At 66.0% G+C, this 24003-nt stretch carries 23 protein-coding genes, 1 pseudogene and 1 riboswitch; of the genes and pseudogenes, 8 read left to right on the top strand and 16 right to left on the bottom strand.

From position 1 onward, the window contains the following. Positions 1 to 311 precede the first annotated feature (311 nt). Positions 312 to 1013 (top strand): transglutaminase-like domain-containing protein, encoded by a 702-nt coding sequence (locus tag AC4QBL_RS17920; RefSeq protein WP_472908473.1) that lies wholly within the window; start codon positions 312 to 314, stop codon positions 1011 to 1013. A 5-nt stretch (positions 1014 to 1018) separates the two neighbouring features. Here the strand turns inward: AC4QBL_RS17920 and metW are convergent, their stop codons facing one another. After that, positions 1019 to 1600 carry a methionine biosynthesis protein MetW gene (metW, locus tag AC4QBL_RS17915; protein ID WP_472901992.1) on the bottom strand — a complete coding sequence of 194 codons (582 nt, stop codon included), beginning with the start codon at positions 1598 to 1600 and terminating at the stop codon, positions 1019 to 1021. A 2-nt stretch (positions 1601 to 1602) separates the two neighbouring features. Then, positions 1603 to 2778, bottom strand: coding sequence for a homoserine O-succinyltransferase MetX (metX, locus tag AC4QBL_RS17910; protein ID WP_472908474.1), 1176 nt, complete (start codon positions 2776 to 2778; stop codon positions 1603 to 1605). A 72-nt stretch (positions 2779 to 2850) separates the two neighbouring features. After that, a riboswitch (SAM riboswitch) is annotated at positions 2851 to 2923 on the bottom strand. A 193-nt stretch (positions 2924 to 3116) separates the two neighbouring features. Between metX and AC4QBL_RS17905 the strand changes: the two genes are divergently transcribed. The 4 genes from AC4QBL_RS17905 (at position 3117) to rbp (ending at position 8353) form a co-directional block, all read left to right on the top strand. After that, a complete protein-coding gene (locus AC4QBL_RS17905) occupies positions 3117 to 3380 on the top strand; it encodes a hypothetical protein (RefSeq protein ID WP_472908475.1) in 264 nt (87 codons plus the stop codon). A 27-nt stretch (positions 3381 to 3407) separates the two neighbouring features. Then, entirely contained in the window at positions 3408 to 4733 is a 1326-nt protein-coding gene (locus tag AC4QBL_RS17900) for an IS1182 family transposase (RefSeq protein ID WP_472907858.1), read from the top strand. Positions 4734 to 4900: 167 nt separating this feature from the next. Continuing rightward, entirely contained in the window at positions 4901 to 7618 is a 2718-nt protein-coding gene (locus AC4QBL_RS17895; protein WP_472908384.1) for a hypothetical protein, read from the top strand. A 288-nt stretch (positions 7619 to 7906) separates the two neighbouring features. Further along, complete coding sequence (rbp, locus tag AC4QBL_RS17890; RefSeq protein ID WP_472901995.1) at positions 7907 to 8353, top strand: RNA-binding regulator; 447 nt, start codon at positions 7907 to 7909, stop codon at positions 8351 to 8353. Positions 8354 to 8505: 152 nt separating this feature from the next. Here rbp and AC4QBL_RS17885 read toward each other — a convergent pair whose 3' ends face one another. The 8 genes from AC4QBL_RS17885 to AC4QBL_RS17850 form a co-directional block, all read right to left on the bottom strand. Beyond that, complete coding sequence (locus tag AC4QBL_RS17885; protein ID WP_472901996.1) at positions 8506 to 9768, bottom strand: FCSD flavin-binding domain-containing protein; 1263 nt, start codon at positions 9766 to 9768, stop codon at positions 8506 to 8508. Positions 9769 to 9775: 7 nt separating this feature from the next. Beyond that, positions 9776 to 10138: a c-type cytochrome gene (locus AC4QBL_RS17880; RefSeq protein WP_472908383.1), complete on the bottom strand. Its 363-nt coding sequence runs from the start codon at positions 10136 to 10138 to the stop codon at positions 9776 to 9778. A 134-nt stretch (positions 10139 to 10272) separates the two neighbouring features. Beyond that, positions 10273 to 10575 (bottom strand): P-II family nitrogen regulator, encoded by a 303-nt coding sequence (locus AC4QBL_RS17875; RefSeq protein WP_472908382.1) that lies wholly within the window; start codon positions 10573 to 10575, stop codon positions 10273 to 10275. Positions 10576 to 10589: 14 nt separating this feature from the next. Then, positions 10590 to 11552: a sodium-dependent bicarbonate transport family permease gene (locus AC4QBL_RS17870; RefSeq protein ID WP_472908381.1), complete on the bottom strand. Its 963-nt coding sequence runs from the start codon at positions 11550 to 11552 to the stop codon at positions 10590 to 10592. 125 nt (positions 11553 to 11677) lie between these two features. After that, positions 11678 to 12487, bottom strand: a complete 810-nt coding sequence (locus AC4QBL_RS17865) for an SDR family oxidoreductase (RefSeq protein ID WP_472908380.1) — start codon at positions 12485 to 12487, stop codon at positions 11678 to 11680. A 29-nt stretch (positions 12488 to 12516) separates the two neighbouring features. After that, positions 12517 to 13179 (bottom strand): LPS export ABC transporter periplasmic protein LptC, encoded by a 663-nt coding sequence (gene lptC / locus AC4QBL_RS17860; RefSeq protein WP_472908379.1) that lies wholly within the window; start codon positions 13177 to 13179, stop codon positions 12517 to 12519. Then, on the bottom strand, positions 13176 to 13742 hold the full coding sequence (locus AC4QBL_RS17855) for a KdsC family phosphatase (RefSeq protein WP_472908378.1): 567 nt from the start codon (positions 13740 to 13742) through the stop codon (positions 13176 to 13178). The genes lptC and AC4QBL_RS17855 overlap by 4 nt, the downstream gene beginning before the upstream one ends. A gap of 132 nt (positions 13743 to 13874) precedes the next feature. Further along, entirely contained in the window at positions 13875 to 14873 is a 999-nt protein-coding gene (locus AC4QBL_RS17850) for a KpsF/GutQ family sugar-phosphate isomerase (protein WP_472902003.1), read from the bottom strand. Between the two features lie 81 nt (positions 14874 to 14954). Between AC4QBL_RS17850 and AC4QBL_RS17845 the strand changes: the two are divergent. From AC4QBL_RS17845 to AC4QBL_RS17835, 3 genes and pseudogenes are all read left to right on the top strand, one after another. Then, a pseudogene (locus AC4QBL_RS17845) lies at positions 14955 to 16940 on the top strand (monovalent cation:proton antiporter family protein). Between the two features lie 115 nt (positions 16941 to 17055). Continuing rightward, positions 17056 to 18018: an MBL fold metallo-hydrolase gene (locus AC4QBL_RS17840; protein ID WP_472908377.1), complete on the top strand. Its 963-nt coding sequence runs from the start codon at positions 17056 to 17058 to the stop codon at positions 18016 to 18018. A 95-nt stretch (positions 18019 to 18113) separates the two neighbouring features. Further along, positions 18114 to 18659 carry an adenine phosphoribosyltransferase gene (locus tag AC4QBL_RS17835; RefSeq protein WP_472902240.1) on the top strand — a complete coding sequence of 182 codons (546 nt, stop codon included), beginning with the start codon at positions 18114 to 18116 and terminating at the stop codon, positions 18657 to 18659. Between the two features lie 22 nt (positions 18660 to 18681). Here the strand turns inward: AC4QBL_RS17835 and AC4QBL_RS17830 are convergent, their stop codons facing one another. The 6 genes from AC4QBL_RS17830 to rnpA form a co-directional block, all read right to left on the bottom strand. Beyond that, the gene (locus AC4QBL_RS17830) at positions 18682 to 19347 is read right to left on the bottom strand and encodes a hypothetical protein (RefSeq protein WP_472902241.1); all 666 of its coding nucleotides are present in this window, start codon (positions 19345 to 19347) and stop codon (positions 18682 to 18684) included. A gap of 90 nt (positions 19348 to 19437) precedes the next feature. Next, the gene (locus AC4QBL_RS17825) at positions 19438 to 19929 is read right to left on the bottom strand and encodes a Crp/Fnr family transcriptional regulator (protein ID WP_472902242.1); all 492 of its coding nucleotides are present in this window, start codon (positions 19927 to 19929) and stop codon (positions 19438 to 19440) included. A 106-nt stretch (positions 19930 to 20035) separates the two neighbouring features. After that, complete coding sequence (gene mnmE / locus AC4QBL_RS17820) at positions 20036 to 21469, bottom strand: tRNA uridine-5-carboxymethylaminomethyl(34) synthesis GTPase MnmE (RefSeq protein ID WP_472908376.1); 1434 nt, start codon at positions 21467 to 21469, stop codon at positions 20036 to 20038. A gap of 76 nt (positions 21470 to 21545) precedes the next feature. Further along, positions 21546 to 23261 carry a membrane protein insertase YidC gene (gene yidC, locus AC4QBL_RS17815; RefSeq protein ID WP_472908375.1) on the bottom strand — a complete coding sequence of 572 codons (1716 nt, stop codon included), beginning with the start codon at positions 23259 to 23261 and terminating at the stop codon, positions 21546 to 21548. Next, positions 23258 to 23545 carry a membrane protein insertion efficiency factor YidD gene (gene yidD, locus AC4QBL_RS17810; RefSeq protein ID WP_472902245.1) on the bottom strand — a complete coding sequence of 96 codons (288 nt, stop codon included), beginning with the start codon at positions 23543 to 23545 and terminating at the stop codon, positions 23258 to 23260. The genes yidC and yidD overlap by 4 nt, the downstream gene beginning before the upstream one ends. Further along, positions 23535 to 23990 carry a ribonuclease P protein component gene (gene rnpA, locus AC4QBL_RS17805; RefSeq protein ID WP_472908385.1) on the bottom strand — a complete coding sequence of 152 codons (456 nt, stop codon included), beginning with the start codon at positions 23988 to 23990 and terminating at the stop codon, positions 23535 to 23537. Before rnpA ends, yidD begins: the two co-directional genes overlap by 11 nt. Between the last annotated feature and the right edge of the window lie 13 nt (positions 23991 to 24003).

Below are 24003 nucleotides of genomic sequence, written 5' to 3'. Positions count from 1 at the left end.
GTCCGAAGCTGCCTGAAGGTGAAGGTGTGTGCAGCGGGCGGGCACCAAGCCCCGCACACAACGCACCGGCATGCCCATGGGCCTTGGCGGCCTGAATTCCGGTTTGTCTGGGAAAAATATCGGCGCAAACCCTGCCGACTGAAGTTGGAAAAACAGGAAACAAGTCGTACTTTGCCTCCCAGTTCCCAAACCTTGATGCAAATCAAATGGCACTTTGGTGGCACCCCTGTGGCATCTTCTGTGGCGCCCAGCCCGCGCGGGCAGTCGCGCGGGTGTCGCTTCGGCGGCCACGTTCTGGTACCTTGCTTGCTATGCCAAGCACCCCCCACACCGAACCCGACGCGCGCCACCTGGCCCCCACGTCCTGCATCGACAGCCAACACCCCGCCGTGGTGGCGTTTGCACAAGCCCACGCCCAGGGCGCCACCGGGCGCGACCAGGCGGTGTCGATCTACCGGGCCGTGCGCGACCAGCTGCGCTACGACCCCTACCGCATCGACCTGTCAGCCCACGGCATGCGCGCCAGCACGGCTTTGCAGCAAGGCCATGGCTGGTGCGTGCCCAAGGCGGTGGTGCTGGCCGCGGTGGCGCGGGCGGCGGGCATACCGGCGCGGCTGGGGTTTGCCGATGTGCGCAACCATTTGTCTACCCAGCGGCTGCGCGACACCATGAAAACCGACGTGTTTGCCTGGCACGGCTACACCGAGCTGTGGCTGGACGGCGCGTGGCGCAAGGCCACACCCGCCTTCAACGTGGAGCTGTGTGACAAGTTTGGGCTGCTGCCGCTGGAATTTGACGGCGTGCACGACTCGCTGTACCACCCGTTTGACCGCAGCGGCCAGCGGCACATGGAATACGTGGCCGAGCGTGGGCCTTTTGACGACCTGCCGCTGGCACAGATTGCGGCCACGTTTGCCGAAATTTATCCAGGCTTGCTGGTCGGCTCCGCCGTGACCGGCGACTTCGCTGCCGATGCCGCCCGCGAAACAGGGGCTGCGTCAGCCGCGCCCTGACCGGTTCACCGCTTGAAGCGAAACACCGCGGTGCTGGCCAGCAGATTGGGCAGGCTGCGCACTTCGCGGCCTTCGTGCAGGCCAAAGCTGTCTTCAATGGTGAGGCCGTTGCGCCGCGCCAGCACCTCAAAGTCTCGGTAGGTGCCCACGCGGATGTTGGGCGTGTCGTACCACTGGTAGGGCAGGCGTTTGGTCACCGGCATGTGGCCCTGCAGCACGGCCAGGCGGTTGGGCCAGTGGGCAAAATTGGGAAACGCCACGATGCCCAGGCGCCCCACCCGGGCGGTTTCCAGCAGCATGGTCTGGGCGTTGCGCAGGTGTTGCAGGGTGTCGATCTGCAGCACCACGTCAAACGCGTCGTCACCAAACATGGTGAGCCCGCCTTCCAGGTTGAGCTGCAACACGTTGACGCCGCGCTTCACGCAGGCGAGCACTTTGGCGTCGTCAATTTCCACGCCGTAGCCGGTGCAGGCGCGGGTAGCCTGCAGGTGGGCCAGCAGGGCGCCGTCACCGCAACCAAGGTCAAGCACGCGGGAGCCGGGCGGCACCAGGCGGGCAATGGATTCCATCACGCTGTGTTCGGCCATGGTCAGTTCCCTCCCACGCTGGCGCGCACGGTGTGCTGAAAGTAAGCGCGCACGGCCTGGTGGTAGCGCGGGTCGTCGAGCAAAAAGGCGTCGTGGCCGTGGGGCGCGTCAATTTCGGCGTAGCTCACGTCGCGGCCGTTTTCCAGCAGCGCCTTCACCATTTCGCGGCTGCGCGCGGGTGAAAAACGCCAGTCGGTAGTGAAGCTGATGAGCAGAAACTTGGCCTTGGCGCGGGCCAGCGCGGTGCTGAGCGAGCCGCCGTGCTCGCGCGCGGGGTCGAAGTAGTCCAGCGCGCGGGTGATCAGCAGGTAGGTGTTGGCGTCAAAGTATTCGCTGAACTTGTCGCCCTGGTAACGCAGGTAGCTCTCGATCTGGAACTCGACGTCCTGGGTGCTGTAGCGGTAGGCCAGCTCGGCCACCGCGACAGGATCTTCACCATCGACCGCCCGCAGCTTGCGGCCAAACTTTTCATTCATCACGTCGTCGCTCAAATACGTGATGTGCCCAATCATGCGGGCGATGCGCAGGCCGCGCCGGGGCAGAGTGCCTTCGCGCAGGTAGTGGCCCCCGCAGAAATCGGGGTCGGTCACGATGGCGCGGCGGGCCACTTCGTTGAATGCGATGTTTTCGGCCGTGAGGTTGGGCGCGCTGGCCACCACCACGGCGTGGCGCACGCGCTCGGGGTATTGCAGCGTCCAGCTCAGCGTCTGCATGCCGCCCAGGCTGCCACCCATCACGGCGGCCAGCGTCTGGATGCCCATCACGTCGAGCAGGCGGGCTTGCGCGTCCACCCAGTCTTCCACCGTGACGACCGGAAAGTCGGCCCCCCAGGGCTGGCCGGTGGCGGGGTTGGTGTGCGTGGGGCCGGTGGAGCCAAAGCAGGAGCCGAGGTTGTTGACGCCGATGACGAAATAGCTGTCGGTGTCCAGCGGCTTGCCAGGACCGATCATGTTGTGCCACCAGCCTTCGCTGCGCGGCAGCGGCTGGCCCTGCGCGTCGGCGTGCACGCCGGCCACATGGTGCGATGCGTTGAGCGCGTGGCACACCAGCACCGCGTTGGAGCGGTCGGCGTTGAGCGTGCCGTAGGTTTCCACCACCAGCTCGTAGGTGGGCAGCACGGCGCCGCTGCGCAAGGGCAGCGGTTGGTCAAATCGGAACGTTTGGGGCGTGACGATCACTGGGCATTCCCTGCTGGGCAGGGTCCAAAAAACAAAAACCCGGCGCCGCCCAACACAAGTGTTTCAAAGGCGAGGCCGGGAATCCCCCCTTTAGCGGCATTTCTAAAGCGCCCGCAATCTGGATCAAATCGGCGCTGGAGCAAGTATAAATTGAAGCGCTGCCGCGTGCAGCCCAGCGCAGACGCGGCTCTGGATGGCCAAAGCCGTGCGAAAAACCCGCAAACGGCGCTGTGGCTGGCGCGTCCAGCCGCTTGGCGCCGACCTGAGTGCAACAATCCGCACTATTTAGTATTAGCCTGACGCCCGTTTGGGGCACCGCTGCCACAGACCCCACCACCATGAATTTTTACGACCCAGCAGCATGGGCCCGCGCCGGTTTGGCGCTGGTTTTGTGCGCCGCCTTGAGCGCACAGGCCCAAACCTGTGCGGCGCCCGGCCGCGACGGTACCGCCGCCAGCAGCGGCACCGTAAACACCTACTACCCGCCGGCCGCCGGCAGCTACAGCGCGCCCAGCACCAGTATCGCGCTGGGCGTGTCACGCGGCGCCGCCACGGCCGTGGCACCCGGCGACCTAGGAGCCTGCGCGGCAGAAGCGCCATGAGGTCCGAATGCTTGGTAAATTGTGGGCATGGCCGCAAGTTACCTCCCCTACGAACCGCAACAGCAGCGACTGCTGCCTGACGCACTGCAAGACTGGCTGCCCGAAGGGCATCTGGCGTACTTCATCAGCGACAGCGTCGACAGCCTGGACCTGAGGGCGTTTCACGCCCGTTACGACAAGGGCGGCCCACGCAACCAACCGTTTCACCCGGCTATGATGATCAAGGTCTTGATCTATGGCTACGCCACGGGCACCTTCAGCTCGCGCAAGCTGGCGGCCAAACTGCATGAAGACGTGGCGCTGCGGGTGCTGGCCGCAGAGAACTACCCGGCGCACCGCACGCTCTCGGACTTTCGGGCACTGCACCTGCAAGAGCTCTCGGCCTTGTTCGTTCAGGTCGTTCGCCTGGCGCGCGAGTGCGGCCTGGTCAAACTGGGCACCGTGGCGGTGGACGGCACCAAGCTCAAGGCCAATGCGAGCCGTCACAAGGCCATGAGCTACGAGCGCATGCTCAAGGCCGAGGCCGAACTCAAAGCGCAGATTGACGGGCTGCTCAACAGAGCGAAGGCGGCCGACGACCTGGAAAAGAACGAACCCGACATCGACATCCCCAGCGAGATCAAACGCAGAGCCGATCGGCTGGCCGCGATCACGGCGGCCAAGCTGCGGCTGGAACAACGCCAGCGAGAAGCCGATGCAGCCCGTGGGCGCAGTCAGAACGATCAGCGCAAACCCCGGGACAAGGACGGCAAACCCAAGGGCGGGCGCTACAAGCTCGACTTCGGCGTGCCCAAAGACAGCGCCCAGGAGAGCTTCACCGACACGGACAGCCGGATCATGAAGCGTGCCGGTGGGGGCTATGACTACAGCTACAACGCGCACACGGCGGTGGACGAGAGCGCGCAGATCGTGGTGGCGGCCGAGCTGAGCAACAACGCCACCGATAGCGACCGCCTGCCCGTGTTGCTGGCGGCGGTGAAAGCCAACCTGTGCGAAGACGCCAGGCAGGTGCTGGCTGATGCGGGGTTCCGCTCGGAGTCGGTGTTCGAGCAGATCAAGGACAGCCCGAGCGAGTTGATCGTGGCGCTGGGGCGCGAGGGCAAGCAGGCGCTGGAGATTGACGCCCGGAAGTACCCGCGCAGCGCGGCGATGGATGCCAAGTTGAAGACACCCGAGGGCAAGGCGGCCTACCGCAAGAGGAAGTGGATCGTGGAGGCGCCCAACGGCTGGATCAAGAGCGTGCTGGGGTTCAGACAGTTCAGCTTGCGCGGACTGGACAAGGTCAAGGCCGAGTTCAAGCTCGTGTGTCTGGCGCTGAACTTGAGACGGATGTGCAGTTTGCGCGGCATTTGAGGGAAAACGGGGCATCTCGGGGCGCGAAACGGAGCGTTCAGACCTGACCAAGGCCGCCGTAAGGACCACGCCAAACAACGGAAGCGATCAAATCGCCCGAGGCACCGCGCAGCGGTCCTCAAATCAGTACGCGAAACGTTCTGCCGCGCAGGCTCCTAGTGGTGGTGATGCAGATGCAGTGCGCCAACCTGAACACCACCAACACCAGCAACTACGGCGCAGGCAACGGCACCGGCCGCGGCTACACCGACCCGGCCGGCAGCTGCCTGGCCGGGCGCTACGAGTACGTGCGCGCCGGTGCAGGCACCACCTCCACCTCGCTGGACCTGCGCGGCTCCCCGCTCACATCCGCCTACGTGCAGGACGCCGCCACCGCCACCAACCGCCGCACGTTCCAGGTGATTCGCGTGCCCCAGCATTCGGCGCTGACCCTCACCGGTACGGTGAACGCGCCCTATTGGAATGGCAGCACAGGCGGCGTGGTGGTGCTGGACGTGGCGGGCGCGCTGAACTGGAACGGCCAGACGGTAGATGTGGCCGGGCGGGGTTTCAGGGGCGGCGGCGGCGTGCAGTGGACGGGTGGTCAGGACACCGACGCCACGCCAGACTACGTGGCCACATTTGCCAGTAACCAGCACGCACCCAAAGGCGAAGGCATCGGGGGAACGCCGCGCTGGGTCCTTGACCAGGAAAACAGCGTTCGCAGTGACCTCGGCGACACCTGGGGTGGCTACGCCGACGGTGACATGGGTCGCGGCGCCCCCGGCAACGCGGGCGGCGGCGGCGACAACCGAAACAACGGGCGCGACAACGGCGGCGGCGGCGGTGGCGGCAACGGCGGTATCGGCGGCTTTGGTGCCTATGGCTGGAAGAACGCCGACTGGGCCGGCGTGTTCACCGCGTCGGACGTCGACCTGCGCGGTATCGGCGGCGGCGCATTCGCCTCGGCAGCCCCGAACCGGGTGGTGATGGGCGGCGGTGGCGGCGCCGGTGGCAGCAACAACGACGGTACGACCCCCATCAACTCCAGCGGCGGGGCCGGCGGTGGCATCGTGGTCGTGCGCGCAGGCAGCATGAGCGGTACCGGCACCGTCAACGCCAACGGCGCTGCGGGCCGCACACAGCCCCTCAACGACGGCTCGGGCGGCGGCGGCGCGGGTGGTTCTGCGGTGCTGATGAGCGTGGGCGGTGGCTTGGGCGGGATCACCGTCAATGCCAGCGGTGGCGCGGGCGGTGACTCGTACCTGGGCGGCAGCCCGGCCCACGCCGGCGGCGGTGGCGGCGCGGGCGGCGTGGTCATTCGTTCGGGTGCCGCCACGGCGGTGAATGTGCCCGGAGCGCTGAACGGCACCACCAACACCGGCGGCAACCCGGTGGGCGGTGCCGCCCACGGCGCCACCCCGGGCGCCCCCGGCAGCAACACCACCCCGGGCGACAGCTCGTTCAGTACCCGGCCCAGCGCCCAGTGCCTGCCCAACCTCACGGTCACCAAACGCACCCTCACGCCCACCGTCACCACGGCCGGCGCCACGTCGGTGAGCTACACCATTGTGGTGAGCAACAGCGGCGGCGCGGCCCTGGGTGCCGACCTGGTGGACAACACGCTGCCGCCAGGCTGGACCTTTGCCCAAACCAGCGCGCTGACGTTCGCGCCCGCGCTTTCAGCCAGCAGCTGGGGCGGCTTTGTGGAAGGTGCCACGCCGGGCCTGCCTGCGGTGGCCGGCAGTCCGGGCACCACAGCCAACCTCAGCACCAACGGCGCCCCCGCCGGCGCTCCGGTCTGGGCCAACCTGACCCTTCCCGGCCTGGCCAACAACATTCCCGGCAGCGTCACCCTGAGCTTTGTCGTCAACGTGCCGGCCAGCGCGCCGGTGGGTTGTTTCCACAATCCGGCCGGCGTGAAGTACCTGGACCCCACGCGCAGCACCGCCGGGCGCGAGATCACGCCCGCGGTGAACAACACCGCCAACCGGGATGGCGCCCAAGTGGGCGGCACCGCCAACACCGGTTACGAAACCAACCCCGGGCCAGGCACCACGGTCGGTGGCAGCAACTATTCGGGTCTGCCCAGCGGCTTGAGCCAGGAAGACGTGTGCCTGCAGGGCGATCTGTCGATCACCAAAACCGCACCCGCCAGCGTGACCGCCGGCCAGACGCTGACCTACACGCTGACACCCCGCAACAACGGGCGCGCCATCAGCGACCTGACGTTCAGCGCCAACCAGGCCACCGAAGCCAGCAACACCAGCACCACCACCCGTGTGCTGTCCAACAGCGCGGTGCGCGTGGTGGACACCCTGCCCGCCGGCCTCACGCTCACCAACCCGGTCGCGCCCATAGGCTGGAACTGCTCGCAGGCTGGCCAGACCCTCACCTGTGACAGCACCGCACCACTGCCGGTCGCGGCCAGCACCGATCTCGCGGCCATCACCGGCACCGTGCGGGTGAGCAACACCGCCTGCGTCGGACCGCTCATCAACACCGCCACCGTGAGCGGCTTCCAGGCGCCCTACGCCGACAGCACACCCGGCAACAACACCGGCACCGCCAGCACCACGCTCAACTGCAACGCCAACCTGAACGTGAGCAAAACCAACGGAACCGACACCGTGGTGACCGGCACCACCACCACCTACAGCGTGGTGTTTACCAACAACGGCCCGTCCAGCGCCGACGGCGCCGTGCTCACCGATGTGCCCGGCGCAGGCCTGAGCAGTTGCAGCGTCACGTCCTGCAGCGCCAGCGGCGGCAGCCCGGTGGCAGCCAGCTGCCCGGCCGCGCCCGCCGACCTGCTGGGCCCGTCGGGCGTGATCGCGAGCAACTTCCCCGCCGGGGCCGCACTCACCTTTTTGGTGCGCTGCACGGTCACAGCCAGCGGCACATAAACACGCCCACACGCCAGGATCGGGGCTGAACGCGGCGACCAAACAGGCCCGGCGCCGGCGCGTTGCCGGGCCCTGGCACCGTGGGTGTTGTTATGGCGCATCGGCCAACAAGGGCGCCGATCGCCATCGAAAAATAGTCCCTGTTTCTGCGGCATTGCGCGCATAATCGCAGCGCGCGCGTCCGAAACGCTCGCTTGACAAGTGATCGGTTGGTTTCGCGTGCTACAGGTTTTGTTTGCTAACGGGGCTCCATCGCTATTTTTATCAGTGTTACTAGGAGTCCCAACCATGGGCAACAAACTGTACGTGGGCAACCTGCCCTACACCGTCCGCGACGAAGACCTGCAGCAAGCTTTCAGCGCCTACGGCTCTGTCAACAGCGCCAAGGTCATGATGGAACGTGACACCGGCCGCTCCAAAGGTTTCGGCTTTGTCGAAATGGGCAACGACGCCGAAGCGCAAGCCGCTGTTGAAGGCATGAACGGCCAGTCCCTGGGCGGTCGCAGCCTGGTGGTGAACGAAGCCCGTCCGATGGAAGCACGTCCTCCCCGCACCGGCGGCTTCGGCGGCCCCCGCGGTGGTGGCGGTGGCTTCGGTGGTGGCGGTGACCGTTCCGGCGGTGGCGGCTACGGTGGCGGTGGCGACCGTTCCGGCGGCGACGGCGGTTTCCGCAGCCCCTACGGTGGCGGTGGCCGTCGTGACGGCGGTGGCGGCGGTGGCCGTGGCGGTTATTAATCGCTCAGCGCCTCAGCTCTGAACAGCACCGAGCCAGCTCCCGCAGCCGGTCGGTGCAAGAAAAAAGCCCCTCGGCATGCCGCGGGGCTTTTTTCATGGCGAGTCGGGTAGCGGGGCCGGCTCGATCCGCCGCCAACCCTCAACCAGGCCGCTCAACCCAGGGTGTCGTTCATGATGTTGGTGGCCCAGGCCATGGCGTAGAGGCCTTCCATGGTGCTGGGTTGGGCCGACACCCCGCCAGCGCCCGGCGCGGGCACCATGATTTTCTTGGCGGCGTCGTAGCGGTACACGGCCGCCACATGGATCACTTCGCTTTGCGACACAAAGCTGTAGCAGGTGTTGGCAATGATGGGCTCCGTGGGCACGCCCATGCCGAGCGACTGGGCGGCAATGGCGCCAGCACAGACCTTGCCCTCCTGGTTGGCCATGTGGCCCGACTTGGGCATGCCCGGCGCACCCGCAATCGAGTCGCCCAGCACGTACACCCCTTGGGCCACGGTCGACTCGTAGCTGAGAAAATCGACACCGCACCACCGGTTAGCCACATTGGCCAGCCCGCTGCTGCGCGCAATGGCGCCGGCACGCTGGGGTGGAATCACATTGATGACCTGGGCCTTGACCTTGCCCTGCACGTCAAATTCAAGAACCCCCGCCTGGGTGTCCACACCCTTGAGGTCGGCGTTGGGCACGTATTCGATACGGCCGCCGTAGCGGCTTTTCCAGACGGCCTCAAACAGACCCTTCTTGGCCTGAATCTCGGGATTGGCGTCGAACACCAGCAGCTTGGCCTTGGGCTTTCGGGTCTGCAGGTAATGGGCAATCAGGCTCGCCCGCTCGTAAGGGCCAGGCGGGCAGCGGTAAGGCACCTTGGGGATGGTCATGGCCACCACGCCATCGTCGGGCAGCGCCTGCAGCATGTTGCGCAGCTGCTGGGTCTGCTCGCCGGCCTTCCAGGCGTGGGGCACGCGCGCCTGCTGGGCTGGCGTGCCCAGGCCCTCGATGCCGTCGTACACATAGTCCACACCGGGCGAGACGATCAGCCGGTCGTACGGCAGCCGCTCGGCACCCGCACGCACCTCGCGCGCCGACAGGTCGATACTGTCCGCCCGTGCACGCACCCAGCGCAACCCGTTGTTGGCCACAAAACGGCTGTAGGGCCGGGAAATATCACGCAGTTGCAGCCCACCGTGAATCACCCGGTTGCTCATGGGACACATGACGAATTCACCGGCAGGTTCCACCAGCGTCACCTGCAACGCCGGGTTGAGGCGGCGCAAATACCGGGCCGCGGTGGCACCACCGAAGCCACCGCCAATGACCACCACCCGCTCACCGGCCTGCGCCGCCACGTGGGGTGCCGCCACTGCAGCAGCAGCAACCAGTCCAGCCTTGAGAAAAACGCGTCGTTGGATCATGCCGGTCTCACTTCAGGCTGGAAAAATAGTCCGCGATGCGCGACAGCTCGTCGTCGCTGTAGCCCTTGGCATGCTGGTGCATGATCGTGGCGGGCAATTTGCCGCTCTTGTAGCCCAGCAGCTTGCTCAAAAGGTCTTGGGCTGGGCGCCCGCCAATGGTCAAGCCGGTGCCCTCGGCGCGGCCGTCGGTACCGTGGCATGCCATGCAGCTCGCGGCCCACAGCTTCACCTGAAAGGCAGCCGGGTCTAAGGCTGGCGCCTGCGCCCAGGCACCCAATGGCCAAGCCACTGAGGCCATCAGCGCCATGCGCCGGCCCTTTTTTGCCCATTCACGCGGACGATCGATCAAGCGCTGGTGGTTCTTGGCCATGTAAAACCTGGGTGTGCACGACAGATGTTTACATGTTGCAACACCCGGCCAGGATGTCAAGCCGGCCGCGCAACGCGGCCCGACAAACTCCGCCAGTCAGGCGACCAGTGGCTGGCGCATGCCAGGCTGCAGGCTCAGAATTTTTCGGCTCGCACCACGTCAACGCCTGAGAAAAACAAGGTCAGGCTGTAGTGGGGCGCGTAGGTGGCGAGCACGTGGCGCGCAATGGCATCGGCCACCTCGGCGGAGCAGATGAGCTTCATTTCGATGCTGCGGTCGGCCTCCCACAGGGCTTCGCGCGTGCTCAGGCGGCTGCCGCCGCGCACATCGTGCACGGTGTAGCCTTGCGCTCCCAGCCGTTGGCTGTCGGCCACCAGCCGCTTTTCAAGGGCCGCTTCGGAGATGATGACCAGCAGGGTTCGGGTGTGTTTTTCCATGGCGGGTGCGGAGGTCAGGCGAACAGGTTTTGGAGCCAGCGCGCCAGCTCAAGGTACAGCGGCACGCCCAGCACAATGTTGAACGGAAAAGTGAGGCCCAGCGCAGCGGTGATGGACAGGGCCGCGTTGGCTTCGGGCACGGCCATGCGCATGGCCGTGGGCGCAGCGATGTAGCTGGCACTGGCCGCCAGCGTGGCCATGATGGCCACGCCACCCGTGCTCAGGCCGAGCATGACCCCGGTAAGCGCACCGCCCACCGCCAGCAGTGGCGGCGCGATGAGCGCAAAACCAATGATGCGCACGCCGTAACGGCGCAACTCGCCCAGGCGCCCACCCGCCACCAAGCCCAGCTCCAGCAGGAACAGCGCGAGCACGCCCTTGAAGGGCGCCATGAACACGGGGGCAATGGGCGCGGTGCCGGCTTCGCCCATGACGGCGCCAATGATCAGGCCGCCCGCGAGCAGCAGCACCGATTTGCCGAAAAACACGTCGTGGCCCAGCTCGGCCCAGTTGATGCGGGCCTTGGCGCCACCCGGTGCTGGGGGAGCCCCTAAGCGGGCCAGCAAAATGCCCGCCACGATACCGGGCGCTTCCATGATGGCCACCCACAAGGCAGCATGGGCTTCGGTTTCCACGCCCTGCGCGGCCAGGTAGGCGCTGGCCACCGCAAAGGTGACCACGCTGACCGAGCCGTAGTGCGCGGCCATGGCCGCCGCATCCACCCGGCTCAGGCCCAGCGCACGCAACACCGGCGTGAGCACAAACGGAATGGCAAAGCCCAGCGCCATGCAGGCCAACATCTGCGGCAACAGGTCGAGCAGGGGTTGCTTGCTCAGCTCGATACCGCCCTTCAGGCCAATGGCCAGCAGCAGGTAAATGGACAGCGTCTCGTACAGCGCTTCGGGCAAGCGCAGATCGCTCTTGACCAGACGGGCAAAAACACCGAGCAGAAAGAAAAGCACCACCACATCGATCATGGAACGGACTCCAGGAACGACAAGGGGAAGGGCTGCGTGGCCGGCGCAGTCGGGTTGCTGTGGTCCAAGGGGGTGTCAGGGATCATGGGCACCGATTGTGCGCGATGCGCCTGGCGCGGGGCCGCTCAAGGGGCGGCTTTTGTGGCTTGCCGGTGCTTGCGCGGGCGCCCCGACAACAGCCGGTCAAACAGCGGATTGGGCAGCAGGCGCAGCAGCTTGGCCACCACGCCCATTTGCCAGGGAATCACCCGGTAACTGGTGCGCGCCTGTATGGCATCAAACGCGCGGTCGGCAAAGGCTTCGGCGCTCATCAGAAACGGCATGCTGTAGCGGTTTTTTTGCGTCAGCGGCGTGTCCACATAGCCTGGCAGCAGGGTGACCACCGCCACACCGCTGCCGCGCAGTTCGCCGCGCAGGCTTTCGCAGTAGGCCACCACAGCGGCCTTGCTGGCGCAATAAGCGCCGTGCCCGGGCAGGCCGCGAATGGCGGCCACGCTGGCAATGCCCACCAGCGCACCGCTGCCCCGCCCGGTCATGGCGGTCACAAAGGGGTGGAAGGTGGCGGCCAGGCCGGTGTTGTTGATCGCGAAGGTGCGGGCCTTGACGTGGATGTCGTCCGGCTCGGCCGTGTCCATGCCGATGCTCACGCCGGCGTTGGCAATGACCACGTCGGGCACACCTTGCGCGGCCAGGCAGGCGTGGCCCACGGCCACGATGCTGTCCACATCGGCCACGTCGGCGCCATAGATGCGGCAGCGCTCGGTGCCCAGGCCCTGCGCGTCGGCCCAGGCCTGCATGTCGGCGGTGCGCCGGGCCACCAGCGCCAGCCGGTAACCGGCGCGGGCAAAGCGGGCGGCCAGCGCCTGACCAATGCCGCTGGAGGCGCCGGTGATGAACACCAGAGGGGCTGGGGTGAGCGCTGGCGTGTCGGGCATAGAAGCGGCTTTGGGTGGAGGGCGCTGGCTCAGCGCGGGGACAGCTGGGCCTTGACCCGGCCCTTGAACAAAACCACCCGGTCATCGCCCTGGTAGTCGAGCGAGTCGGCGTTGATGCGGTCGTTGCCGCGCACCACGGTCACCGGGCGGTCGGACACCAGCCGCTGCGGCTCGGTGAACACCTGCAACAGGTCGCCACGAAATTCCAGCCGGGGCAGCACCGCGCCGGCGGCCGTGCGACCGGCCTCGCGCACCACCACGGCGTCGCCTTCCAGCACAAACTCGGTCTGTGCGCCGTTGCTGGTGATGCGCTGTGCGGTGGCCGTGGTGAGCAAGCCGTCGGCCTGCACCGAGCGGATGCGGGCCTGGTCAATCTCCACCGAGTCGGTGTCGGGACGGTGGCGCGCTTCGGTACCATAAATTTCACTCTTCAACACGCCGTCGGCGTCAAACACCTTGACGGAAAAGCGGCGCATGAAATAGTCGGGCTCGTGCGTAACCGGGCGGGCAACCGCAGGCAAGGCAGCTTCGGGCGTGGCGCGCAGCAGCCAGTAAGAAGCCAGCGCCATCAGGCCCATGAGCAACACCGGCAGGTAAATGGATACCTGGTCCCAGACGCGCCCGGGCCGCCAGGCCGAAGACCGGCTGGGCGCTGCGGGGCCGAGTGGTTGCAGTGGCGCGGGGCTACTCACCGGGCGGCTGCCTCAAGTTCGCCGGCGTAGGCGCCACGGGCCACCAGCAGCAGGTCGCACAGCTCGCGCACCGCACCAGCCCCAGGCAGGCGCTGCGTGACCACATGGGCCAGCGCCAGCACCTCGGCGTGGGCGGTGGGAGGGGCGCAGGCCAACGCGGCACGGCGCAGCATCGGCAGGTCGGGCCAGTCGTCGCCCATGGCGGCTGCGGCCGACCAGTCCAGCCCCAGTTCGGTCAAGATGGACTCGGCCGCTGGGCGCTTGTCTTCGGTGCCGTAGCGCACGTGCACCACACCCAGCGCCTCCAGGCGCTTGCGCAGCGGGGCCGAGTCGCGCCCGGTCACCACCGCCGGCGTGATGCCGGCACGCTGCAGCAGCTTCAGGCCATGGCCGTCCAGCGTGTGAAAGCGCTTGATCGTCTCACCGGCTTCGGTGAAATACAGGCCCCCATCGGTCAGCACACCGTCCACGTCAAAAAACACCACCCGCACCGGCTGCGCACGCAGCAACAGCTCGGGGTCGAAGTTCAAGGTGGGGCGCAGCGGCGGCAGATCAAGGGACATGGAGCAATGCTAACCGGGGAGGACAAAAGCACCGAGTGAAGAAACGCCAACCCAGGGCGCCGCGGAACTGGCTCCGCCAGGCCGCCAGCGCCGCCCCCTGGGGGGGTGACGCGCGCAGCGCGGCGCGGGGGGTCAGATGACTTTCGCGCGCATCAAATCGTTGCTGTTGAGCGCACCACACAGCTGGCCCGCCCCGTCCACCACCAGCACGCTGGTGATGCGGCTGGCCTCCATCAGGCCGGCGGCTTCGACGGCCAACGCATCGGACCGCACGGTGCGCGGGTTGGCGTGCATCACGTCGCGCGCGGTGAGGCTGCGCAAGTCGGCGCTGCTGCCGGTTTTTTCGATCAAGCGGCGCAGGTCGCCGTCGGTGAAGATGCCCAGCACGCGGTCGTCCGCGTCCACCACGGCGCTCATGCCCAGGCCTTTGGCGCTGATCTCGCGCATCAGCGTCATCAGGTCGGCATCCAGCAGCACGCGCGGCACATCGGCGCTGGCGCGCATCACGTCGCTCACATGCGTGAGCAGCTTGCGCCCGAGTGCGCCACCGGGGTGCGAGCGGGCAAAGTCGTCGGCCTTGAAACCGCGCGCATCGAGCAGGGCCACGGCCAGCGCATCGCCCATGGCGAGCTGGGCGGTGGTGCTGGCGGTGGGCGCCAGGTTGTGCGGGCAGGCTTCTTTTTCCACCGAAGCGTCCAGCACCACGTCGGCATGGCGGCCCAGGGTGGACTGCGGGCGCCCGGTGAGCGCCACAAGCGGCACGCCCATGCGCTTGATGAGCGGCAGCAACACGGTGAGCTCTTCGCTCTCGCCGCTGTTGCTGATGCCCAGCACCACGTCGGCGGCGGTGATCATGCCCAAGTCACCGTGGCTGGCCTCGGCCGGGTGCACAAACATGGCGGGCGTGCCGGTGGACGCCAGCGTGGCAGCAATCTTGCGGCCAATGTGGCCGCTCTTGCCCATGCCCATCACCACCACGCGGCCCTGGCTGTTCAGCACCAGCTGGGTGGCCTGGGCAAACGCGTCGCCCAGTCGCTCGGCCATGGCTGTGACGGCCAGGGCCTCAATGGTCAGGGTCTCAATGGCCAGCGCTCGAGCGCGCAGGGGGTCAAACGGGGTGGGTGAACTCATGGCGCGATTATCGCCGCCGCACCGCCCAGGCGCCCGCCGGCGCGGGTGAATGGCCTCCGTCGCCCGTTACCATTCAAAGGTATGAATTCGCTCGACATCACGCTCTTGTACCTGCTGGCCGCTGTGCTGGGTGTGGTGGCCTGCCGTCAGCTGAAGCTGCCGCCCATGCTGGGTTACCTGGTGGTGGGTGTGATCATTGGCCCCAACGCCTTGGCGCTGGCGCAAAACTCCAGCGGCGTGCGCTACCTGGCCGAGTTTGGCGTGGTGTTTCTCATGTTTGTGATCGGGCTGGAATTCAGCCTGCCCAAGCTGCGCAGCATGAAACGCTATGTGTTTGGGCTGGGCATGTCGCAGGTGCTGCTGACGGTGCTGATCACCACCGGCGCCTCCCTGGGCCTGGCGCTGCTGCTGCCCACCTGGTGGAACGTGTCGTGGCAGATCGCACTCGCGCTGGGCGGCGTGATGGCCATGAGCAGCACCGCCATCGTCATCAAGCTGCTGGCCGAGCGGCTGGAACTGGAGTCTGAACACGGCAAGCGCGTGGTGGGCATTTTGCTGTTTCAAGATTTGGCGGTGGTGCCCTTGCTGGTGCTGATTCCAGCCTTGGCCGCGGCGCCCGAAGACCTGCTGCCAGCGCTGGGCTGGGCGCTGGTGAAAGCCGTGGTGCTGCTGGGTGTGCTGCTCACCGGCGGACAGCGGGTGATGCGCTGGTGGCTCACGCTGGTGGCGCGGCAAAAGAGCGACGAACTCTTCATGCTGAACCTGCTGCTGATCACGCTGGGGCTGGCCTGGCTGACCGAACACGCCGGCCTGTCGCTGGCGCTGGGTGCTTTTGTGGCGGGCATGCTGATTTCGGAAACCGAATACAAGCACCAGGTGGAAACCGACATCCGGCCGTTTCACGACGTGTTGCTGGGCCTGTTCTTCATCACCATCGGCATGATGCTGGACTGGTGGCTGGTGATCGAGCGCTGGCCGCTGGTGCTCCTGTTGCTCACACTGTCGCTCGCCTTCAAGCTCGCGCTCATCACCGGCCTGACCCGCCTGTTTGGTGCCAGCACCGGTGTGTCGCTGCGCGTGGGCTTGTACCTAGCGCAGGGCGGTGAGTTTGGGCTGGTGCTGCTGACGCTGGCCGGGCAAAACAACCTGGTGCCGCCGGCGCTGTTCAACCCGATTCTGGCGAGCATGGTGATTTCCATGCTCGCCACGCCGTTCATCATTCTGTACACCAACAGCATCGTGAGCCGCCTGGTGGGCAGCGACTGGCTGATGCAGTCGGTGTAGATGACGAGCATCGCGCGCAAGGCCATCAACGCCGACAAGCACGTCATCATTTGCGGCTACGGCCGCTGTGGCCAAAACCTGGCGCGCTTGCTGGAAGCCGAAGGCATTCCCTACATGGCGCTCGACCTCGACCCCGACCGCGTGCGCCAGGCCGCTGCGGCCGGGCATTCGGTGGTGTATGGCGACGCCGCGCGCCTGCAAGCCCTGATGGCCGCCGGCCTGCACCGCGCCAGCGCGGTGGTGGTGACCTACCTGGACACGCCCAGCGCGCTCAAGGTGCTGCACCACACCCACGAACAGGCGGTGAACGTGCCGGTGGTGGTGCGCACGGTGGACGACACCGACCTGGAAAAACTGCGCCAGGCGGGCGCCACCGAGGTGGTGCCCGAAGCGATTGAGGCCAGCCTGATGCTGGCCAGCCACGCACTGGCGCTGGTGGGCGTGCCCATGCGCCGCGTCATCCGCGTGGTGCAAGACCAGCGCGACGCGCGCTACAACCTGCTGCGCGGCTATTTCCACGGCGCAGGCGACGAAAGCATGGACGAGGTCGACCACGAGCGCCTGCACACCGTGACCATGCCGGCGGCGGGGCGCACCGTGGGCAAAACGCTGGGTGCCCTGGCGCTGGACGCTGTGGGCGTGCGCCTGGTGAGCCTGCGCCGGGCCAACGGCTTGCCCAGTGCGTTCAGCGACGCGTCGGTGCTGGAAGGCGGCGACACCCTGGTGCTCAGCGGCAAGGCGCCGGCGCTCGCGCTGGCCGAGGACAAGTTGCTGTCGGGCTGAGCGCCCCGCCCCATACCAATCCCATGACAGCCTGGTGGTTAAATGGAACGATTGGTATACATGACGACCAGTCAGTCTGTATGCTTTCGGCTCCTTACCAATTTGGAGCAGCAACATGATGGACCGCCGACTTTTCCTGGGTGCCGGTATCGCGGGCGCCTCTGCGCTCACCTTCTCGTCCGTGTGGTCGCAGAGCGCGCCCAATGTCGGCGCACCCGTGTTGCCCGAGGTCGGTTTTCGCCGCATGAAGCTGGGCGCCATGGAAATCATTGCGCTCAACGACGGTGCCGTGCGCCGCCCGCTGGGTGAAGAGTTTGTGCGCAACGCACCACTCGAGCAGGTCAAAGCCCTGCTGGCTTCGCAAAACCTGCCCACCGACTACGTGGACATTTCGTTCACCGCGTTCCTCGTCGTCAGCGGCAACACCAAGTTCCTGATCGACACCGGCTTTGCCGACAACGGCCCACCCACCACCGGCAAGCTGCGCGCCAACCTGGCCGCGGCCGGCTACAAGCCGGAAGACATCAACCATGTCATCTTGAGCCACTACCACGGCGACCACATCAACGGCCTGCGCGCCAAAGACGGTTCGCTGGTGTACCCCAACGCCAAGGTGCATGTGCCCGCGCCCGAGCACGCCCACTGGATGGACGACGCACGCATGGAAGCCGCGCCACCCGCCATGAAGGGCGCGTTCCAGGCGGTGCGCCGAACCGTTGGGAGCCTGCCCGCCAGCCAGTTGGTCATGTTTGAACCCGGCGCAGAAATCGCCCCCGGCATCACCTCGTCGGCCGCCTTTGGACACACCCCTGGCATGAGCATTTTCACCATCCGCTCCGAAGGCCAATCGTTTGTGTACGTGGCCGATGTGGTGAACGTGCCGTCACTTTTTGCGCGCAGCCCCGAATGGGCGGTGGCCTTTGACATGGACGCCGAGATGGCCAAGCAAACCCGCCGCCGCGTGTTTGACATGCTGGTGAAAGACAAAACCGTGGCCGGTGGCTTCCACTTCCCATTCCCGGCGTTTGGTACCCTGGAAACGGCAGGCAACGGTTACCAGTTCAAGCCCATGGCCTGACCCGGCGCCCGCCGCTGCACCCAAAACCCCGGCTCCAAACCGGGGTTTTTTCATGGGCGGGGCGATAATGAAAGCCGCTCAACGGACCCGACCCCATGGACACCTCTGCCTATCTGAAATCCCACATCCGCACCGTGCCCGACTGGCCAGCGCCCGGCGTGCAGTTCCGTGACATCACGCCGCTGCTGCAAGACCCCAAGGTGTTTCGCGTGCTGATCGACGTGTTTGTGCACCGCTACATGGACCCAGCCTTGCGGCCCACCGTCGTGGCCGGTCTGGACGCGCGCGGCTTCATCATTGGCTCGGTGCTGGCCTACGAACTGGGCGTGGGCTTTGTGCCGATTCGCAAAAAAGGCAAGCTGCCGTTCACCACGGTGCAGGAAACCTATGAGCTCGAATACGGCAGCGCCACCGTGGAACTGCACACCGATGCGGTGAAGCCGGGCGACCGCGTGGTGCTGATCGACGACCTGATTGCCACCGGCGGCACCATGATGGCCGGCTGCCGGCTGCTGGAAAAGCTGGGGGCCGAGGTGATGGAAGGGGCCGCCATCGTGGACCTGCCCGAACTGGGCGGCTCTGACAAGCTGCGCGCCTCGGGCTTGAAGCTGTTCACACTGCTGAATTTCGCCGGGCACTGAGCAGCCTGAGCCCGCGCTGCCTTCACAACTTGCCGTGCTGAGTCTCACTCAGCGCTGAAAAGTCGCTGTGTGACTCGGGCACGGGCAACAACAGGTCGGCCTCAGGCGGCTCACGCCGCACCGGCGGTGCTGCGCTTTGCAGTGCGCGCCGAAAGGCCTCCACCTCGCCGGGTGCCACCGGCTGCGCCCGGGCAGCAGGCACCGGTTTCAGCGGGGCCGGAATCGCGGTGTCGCTGGGCAGCGGCACGTCGCGCCGCCTTTGCGCCGCCACCGCAGCCTTCAACGCCATGCCCCGCTGGTCGTGCACCGCCTTGCGCCGCCAGTACACCGAACGCACCTCCATCGTGTGGCGCGACTGGGCGCTGGACTGTATCCAGCGCTCAATCTCCAGCAGGTACTCGTCGGGCATCACCTCGGCGGGCAGTGCCAGGTCGATCAGCACCAAAAAACTATCGCCATTGGCGTCCAGCGTCAGCACCTTGAACTCGTAACTGGTGGACAGCACGCCACCGCGGATCAGCGACTCGCGCACCACCGAAAACAGCTGCTCGCGCCGCAAGATGCGCCGGCCGCGGCGCGGCGAGATCATCGGCAGGTTGGTCTGGGCAAACCCACGGCGTGCCCGCGCAGCGCCCGGTTTGCGCAAGGGACTGGTTTTTTTAGCTTGCAGCCAGCTGAACAAGGACATGGGCAAAGTATGGCGAAAACCGCGCAGGGCAGTGGGTGAAAAAGCGGTGCAATACCGGCGCTGATGAATCGGTGGCCCGGCGCACGGCGCTCAGGTGACCGCCACCCGTTTGGGTTTGTTGTACATGCGCCGGGCCAGCACGGCCGACATGGCCACAGCCAGGTCGAGTGCCACATCAGGGTGGCGCACGGACAGCTCACGAAAGCGCAGCGGTGTCATGCACCAGAGCCGGCAATCCGACCCGGCATGCACGGTGGCGCTGCGGGGCAGATGGCTGAAGAAAGCGCCTTCCCCCAGCAAAGAACCCGCGCCCACCATGGCAATGCGGATGCGCTCACGATCGTCTTCGTAGTGCACCGTGAGGCTGCCGCTTTCGACGAAATACACGGTGCGGTCTTTCACGCCTTGCTCAATCAGCACCTGCCCTTGCGACAGGCTGACCGGCTGCAGGTAATTGGCCAACGTGGTCCACTGGCCCTCGCTCAGGCTCAGGGGCACCGCATCCAAGGCATTGCAATGGCGCATGGACTGCGCCAAACCCTGGATGTCGTAGCGCGATGCGGCCGCAGAAGAAGCGTTCATGCCGCCAAGATAACCGCGGGCAGCGCCTAAGGGCAAGGCGCTTTTACGGCTTCTTACAGTTGCACTCCCAACGGTGCGCGGGCAGCGCCGGGCGGCGCGCGGCGGCTCACTTTCCGATGCAAAAACGCGAAAAAATTTCGCCGAGCAAATCGTCGGCGGTGAATTCACCGGTGATCTCACCCAAGGCATGCTGCGCGAGCCGCAGCTCTTCGGCCAGCAAGTCCAGATGCTCGGCACCCGCAGCCAGCAGCGCGTGGGCGCTGTCCAGGTGGGTTCCCACGCGCTTGAGCGCTTGCAAATGGCGCTCCCGCGCCATGAACAAGCCATCACCCGCGTGCTGCCAGCCCGCCAGGGCCAGCAGACGCTGACGCAGGGTTTCCAGTCCATCGCCGCTTTTGGCCGACAGCGCCAAGTCGCCAGCCTGCAGGCGTGCAGCCAATGCCGCCTCGGCATCGGCCGGGCACTGGTCGAGCTTGTTCCACACCTGCAACACCGCCACACCCGGCGGCAGCGCCGCGCTCAGGTGCCCGGCAATCGCGGCGTCTGCGGCCTGGTAGTCGGCGCTGGCGCTGCGGGTCAGATCGTGCAAAAACAGTACGGCATCGGCCCGCTCAATCTGGCCCCAGGCGCGCTGAATGCCAATTTTCTCCACCTCGTCCACATCCGGGCTGTCGCGCAAGCCGGCGGTATCAATCACGTGCAGCGGCACACCCTCGATCTGGATGGTCTGCTGCACCACGTCGCGCGTGGTGCCCGCAATGGGGGTGACGATGGCCAGCTCGGCACCGGCCAACGCGTTGAGCAACGAGCTTTTGCCCGCGTTGGGCTGGCCCGCAATCACCACCTTCAGCCCGTCGCGCAACAGGGCGCCCTGGCGGGCCTGCCCCTGCACGTCGGCCAGTGCGCTACGCAGCCGTTGCAGTTGGCCCATGGCATCGGCCTTTTGCAAAAAATCGATGTCTTCTTCCGGAAAGTCCAGCGTCGCTTCAACCAGCATGCGCAGGTGAATCAGCGCGTCACGCAAGGTGTGGATGCGCTCGGAAAACACCCCGGCCAGCGAGCGCGACGCGCTGCGTGCAGCCGCTTCGGTGCTGGCGTCGATCAGATCGGCCACAGCTTCGGCTTGCGCCAGGTCGAGCTTGTCGTTCAGAAACGCCCGCTCGGTGAATTCGCCCGGGCGCGCCGGGCGCAGCCCCGGCAAAAGCGGTTGGCCCTCGGTGGTGGCCGACTGCGCCACCGCCAGGCAACGCGCCAGCAACAGCTGCAACACCACCGGGCCACCGTGGCCCTGCAGCTCCAGCACGTCCTCCCCGGTGTACGAGTGCGGTCCTGGAAACCACAGCGCCAGGCCATGGTCAATCGGCTGCCCCTGCGCGTCGAGGAGCGGCAGGTAGGTGGCTTCGCGGGGCTTGAGCTCGCGGCCCAAGAGCGCCTGCACAAACGGCTTCAAACCGCTGCCGGACACGCGCACGATGCCCACAGCACCCCGGCCGGGCGCGGTGGCAATGGCGGCAATGGGGTCGGTTTGTGCGCTGAGCATGGCGAATATTTTGCGTGCGTTTGGTGATCAGAAACAGCGAGGGCCGCTTGCGCGGCCCTTTGCTGGAGCAGGTGCCTTATTTGGCAGCAGGCTTGCCTTTGAACAAGTCAAACGGCAGCGTGAATTTCAGCGGCACGCCCATGCGGTTGTTGATGAACGACTGCTGCGCAATGGTCAACACGTTGTTCGTGATCCAGTACAGCACCAGGCCGGACGGGAAGAAGAAGAACATGACCGAGAACACCAGCGGCATCATCCACATCAGCTTGGCCTGCAGCGGATCGGGTGGCAGCGAGTTCAGCGCGGTCTGGATCATGGTGGTCACGGCCATCACCAGCGGCAAGATGAAGTAGGGATCGGGCGACGACAGGTCGGTGATCCAGCCCAACCACGGCGCGTTGCGCATTTCCACGCTCGACAACAGCACCCAGTACAGCGCAATGAACACGGGGATCTGGATCAGAATGGGGAAGCAGCCACCCAGCGGGTTGACCTTTTCTTCCCGGTACATCTTCATCATTTCCTGCTGCATCGCCTGTGGGTTGCCCTTGAGGCGCTCGCGCATTTCCATGATGCGCGGGTTGATCGCCTTCATCTTGGCCATGCTCTTGTAGGCGCTGGCGTTGAGCCAGTAAAAAGCCGCCTTGATCAGCACCACCAGCAGCACGATGGCCCAGCCCCAGTTCTGCACAAAGCCGTGGATTTTTTCCAGCAACCAGTACAGCGGCTTGGCCAAAATGGTGAGCCAACCGTAGTCTTTCACCAGCTCCAGGCCGGGGGTAATGGTCTCGAGCACCTTCTCGGCTTGCGGGCCTACAAACAGACGGGCCTGCACGCTCTGGGTCTGGCCAGGGGCTACCGCGGGCAGTGCGGTAATGGCACCCACCGCGTACAGGTTGTTGTCGATCTTGCGGGCAAAGTTGTCACGCGCCACACCCTCGCCCAGCACCCAGGCGGTGGCAAAGTAGTGCTGCACCATGGCCACATAACCATTGGTCGCGGACTTCTCGAAATCGGCCTTGTTCTTTTCGATGTCGGCAAATTCCACCTTCTGGTATTTCTGCGCCTCGGTGTAAATGGCTGGGCCGGTGAAGGTGGAATAGAACGGCGTTTCGCTGCTGAGCTTGTTGCCGTCGCGCACCAGTTGCAGATACAGCTGCGGGCTCACGGCCTGGCCGCTGTTGTTCACCACGTCGTGCTGGACCGTCATGTCGTAGCGGCCACGCGTCAGGGTGTAGGTCTTGACCAGCTTCACGCCGCCCACCTCGGCCGACTCAAAGCGCACCTGCAGCTCGTTCTGGCCCTCGGCCAGCGACGTGGCACCGGGCACCAGCGTCATCGGCGTTTTGTGGGTCGGGAAACTGCCGCCAATCAAACCGCTCTGTGCGACGTACGTGCTGTTGGCGTTCTGGGTCAACAGGGTGAACGGCTTGTCTTCCTGGTCTTCGCTAGATCCGGTGGCTTCGGCGTGTTTGAACAGCTGGGCATCAATAACCGAGCCGCCTTCGCTGTTGAACACCAGCTTGAGCACGTCGGTGGTGACTTCGTGACGCACCGCCGCAGCGGATGGCGCACCCGCAGGCGCTTCACCGCTGACAGAGGCCACACCCGCCGCAGACGGCAGACTGGCATCGGCAGCAGGCGCCTGACCAGCCACCGGGGCCGGTGCGGTCACGGCGGAAGCCGGGAAAAAGGTGGGTTTCTGGCCGTTGTGGATCTGCCACTTGTCCCAGATCAGGACCATCGAAAGACCAAAAACCACCCACAGGATGGATCGACGGATGTCATTCATGACGGGTTCTTCTTTTCTGAGGGGGGTGAAATCAGACGGGAAAACAAAGCGGGCGCAGCCTCGGGAACCGCGTCAAAGCCGCCTTCGCACCAGGGATGGCAGCGGCCCAGCCGCTTGAGCGTGAGATAGCTGCCCGCCAGCGCACCGTGGCGCTCCAGCGCGCCCAGGGCATAGACCGAACACGAAGGCTCGAAACGGCAACTGCTGCCCAGCGAGGGGCTGAGCAGCAAACGGTAACCCTTGACCAGACCCATCAGGCCTTGGCGCGGCCAGTCAGACAACATGGGGCACCTCTGGAGAAGCGGGCACCGCAGAGCTGAGCGCCTTCACAACAGGCACCCGCTGCACCACCCGGTCCAGCAATTGGTCGAGCTCGGCCCGCACCGCGCGTTTCAGAGCGTCGGACGTGGCGCTCACAAACTGCTTGCGGCTGAATTCGGTGCGCAGACGAACGACAAACGCCGCCTGCGGCAGCTGGTGGGCTTTTTCGCGAGCGGCTTCGTAAATCTGGCGACGAATGGCGTTGCGCGTCACCGCGCGGCGCGCCCAGCGCTTGGGCAGGAGTACACCCAACCAAGCATCGGCGACAGGAAAAAGCGCCCGACCTTCGTGGGCGCTCTCATGTGCAGCGTCCAACGCCACACGGTGCAAGGCGAAGTGGGGGGTTTTGGCCACAAGGGCACCCGCCATAACGGCTTGAAATTGCTGCCTGGACTTGAGCCGCTGCACCACTGCTGAACCC

The organism is Hydrogenophaga sp. L99 (assembly GCF_058731905.1).
The sequence above is the reverse complement of the archived record's forward strand: the minus strand, read 5'-3'. Positions and strand labels throughout refer to the sequence as shown.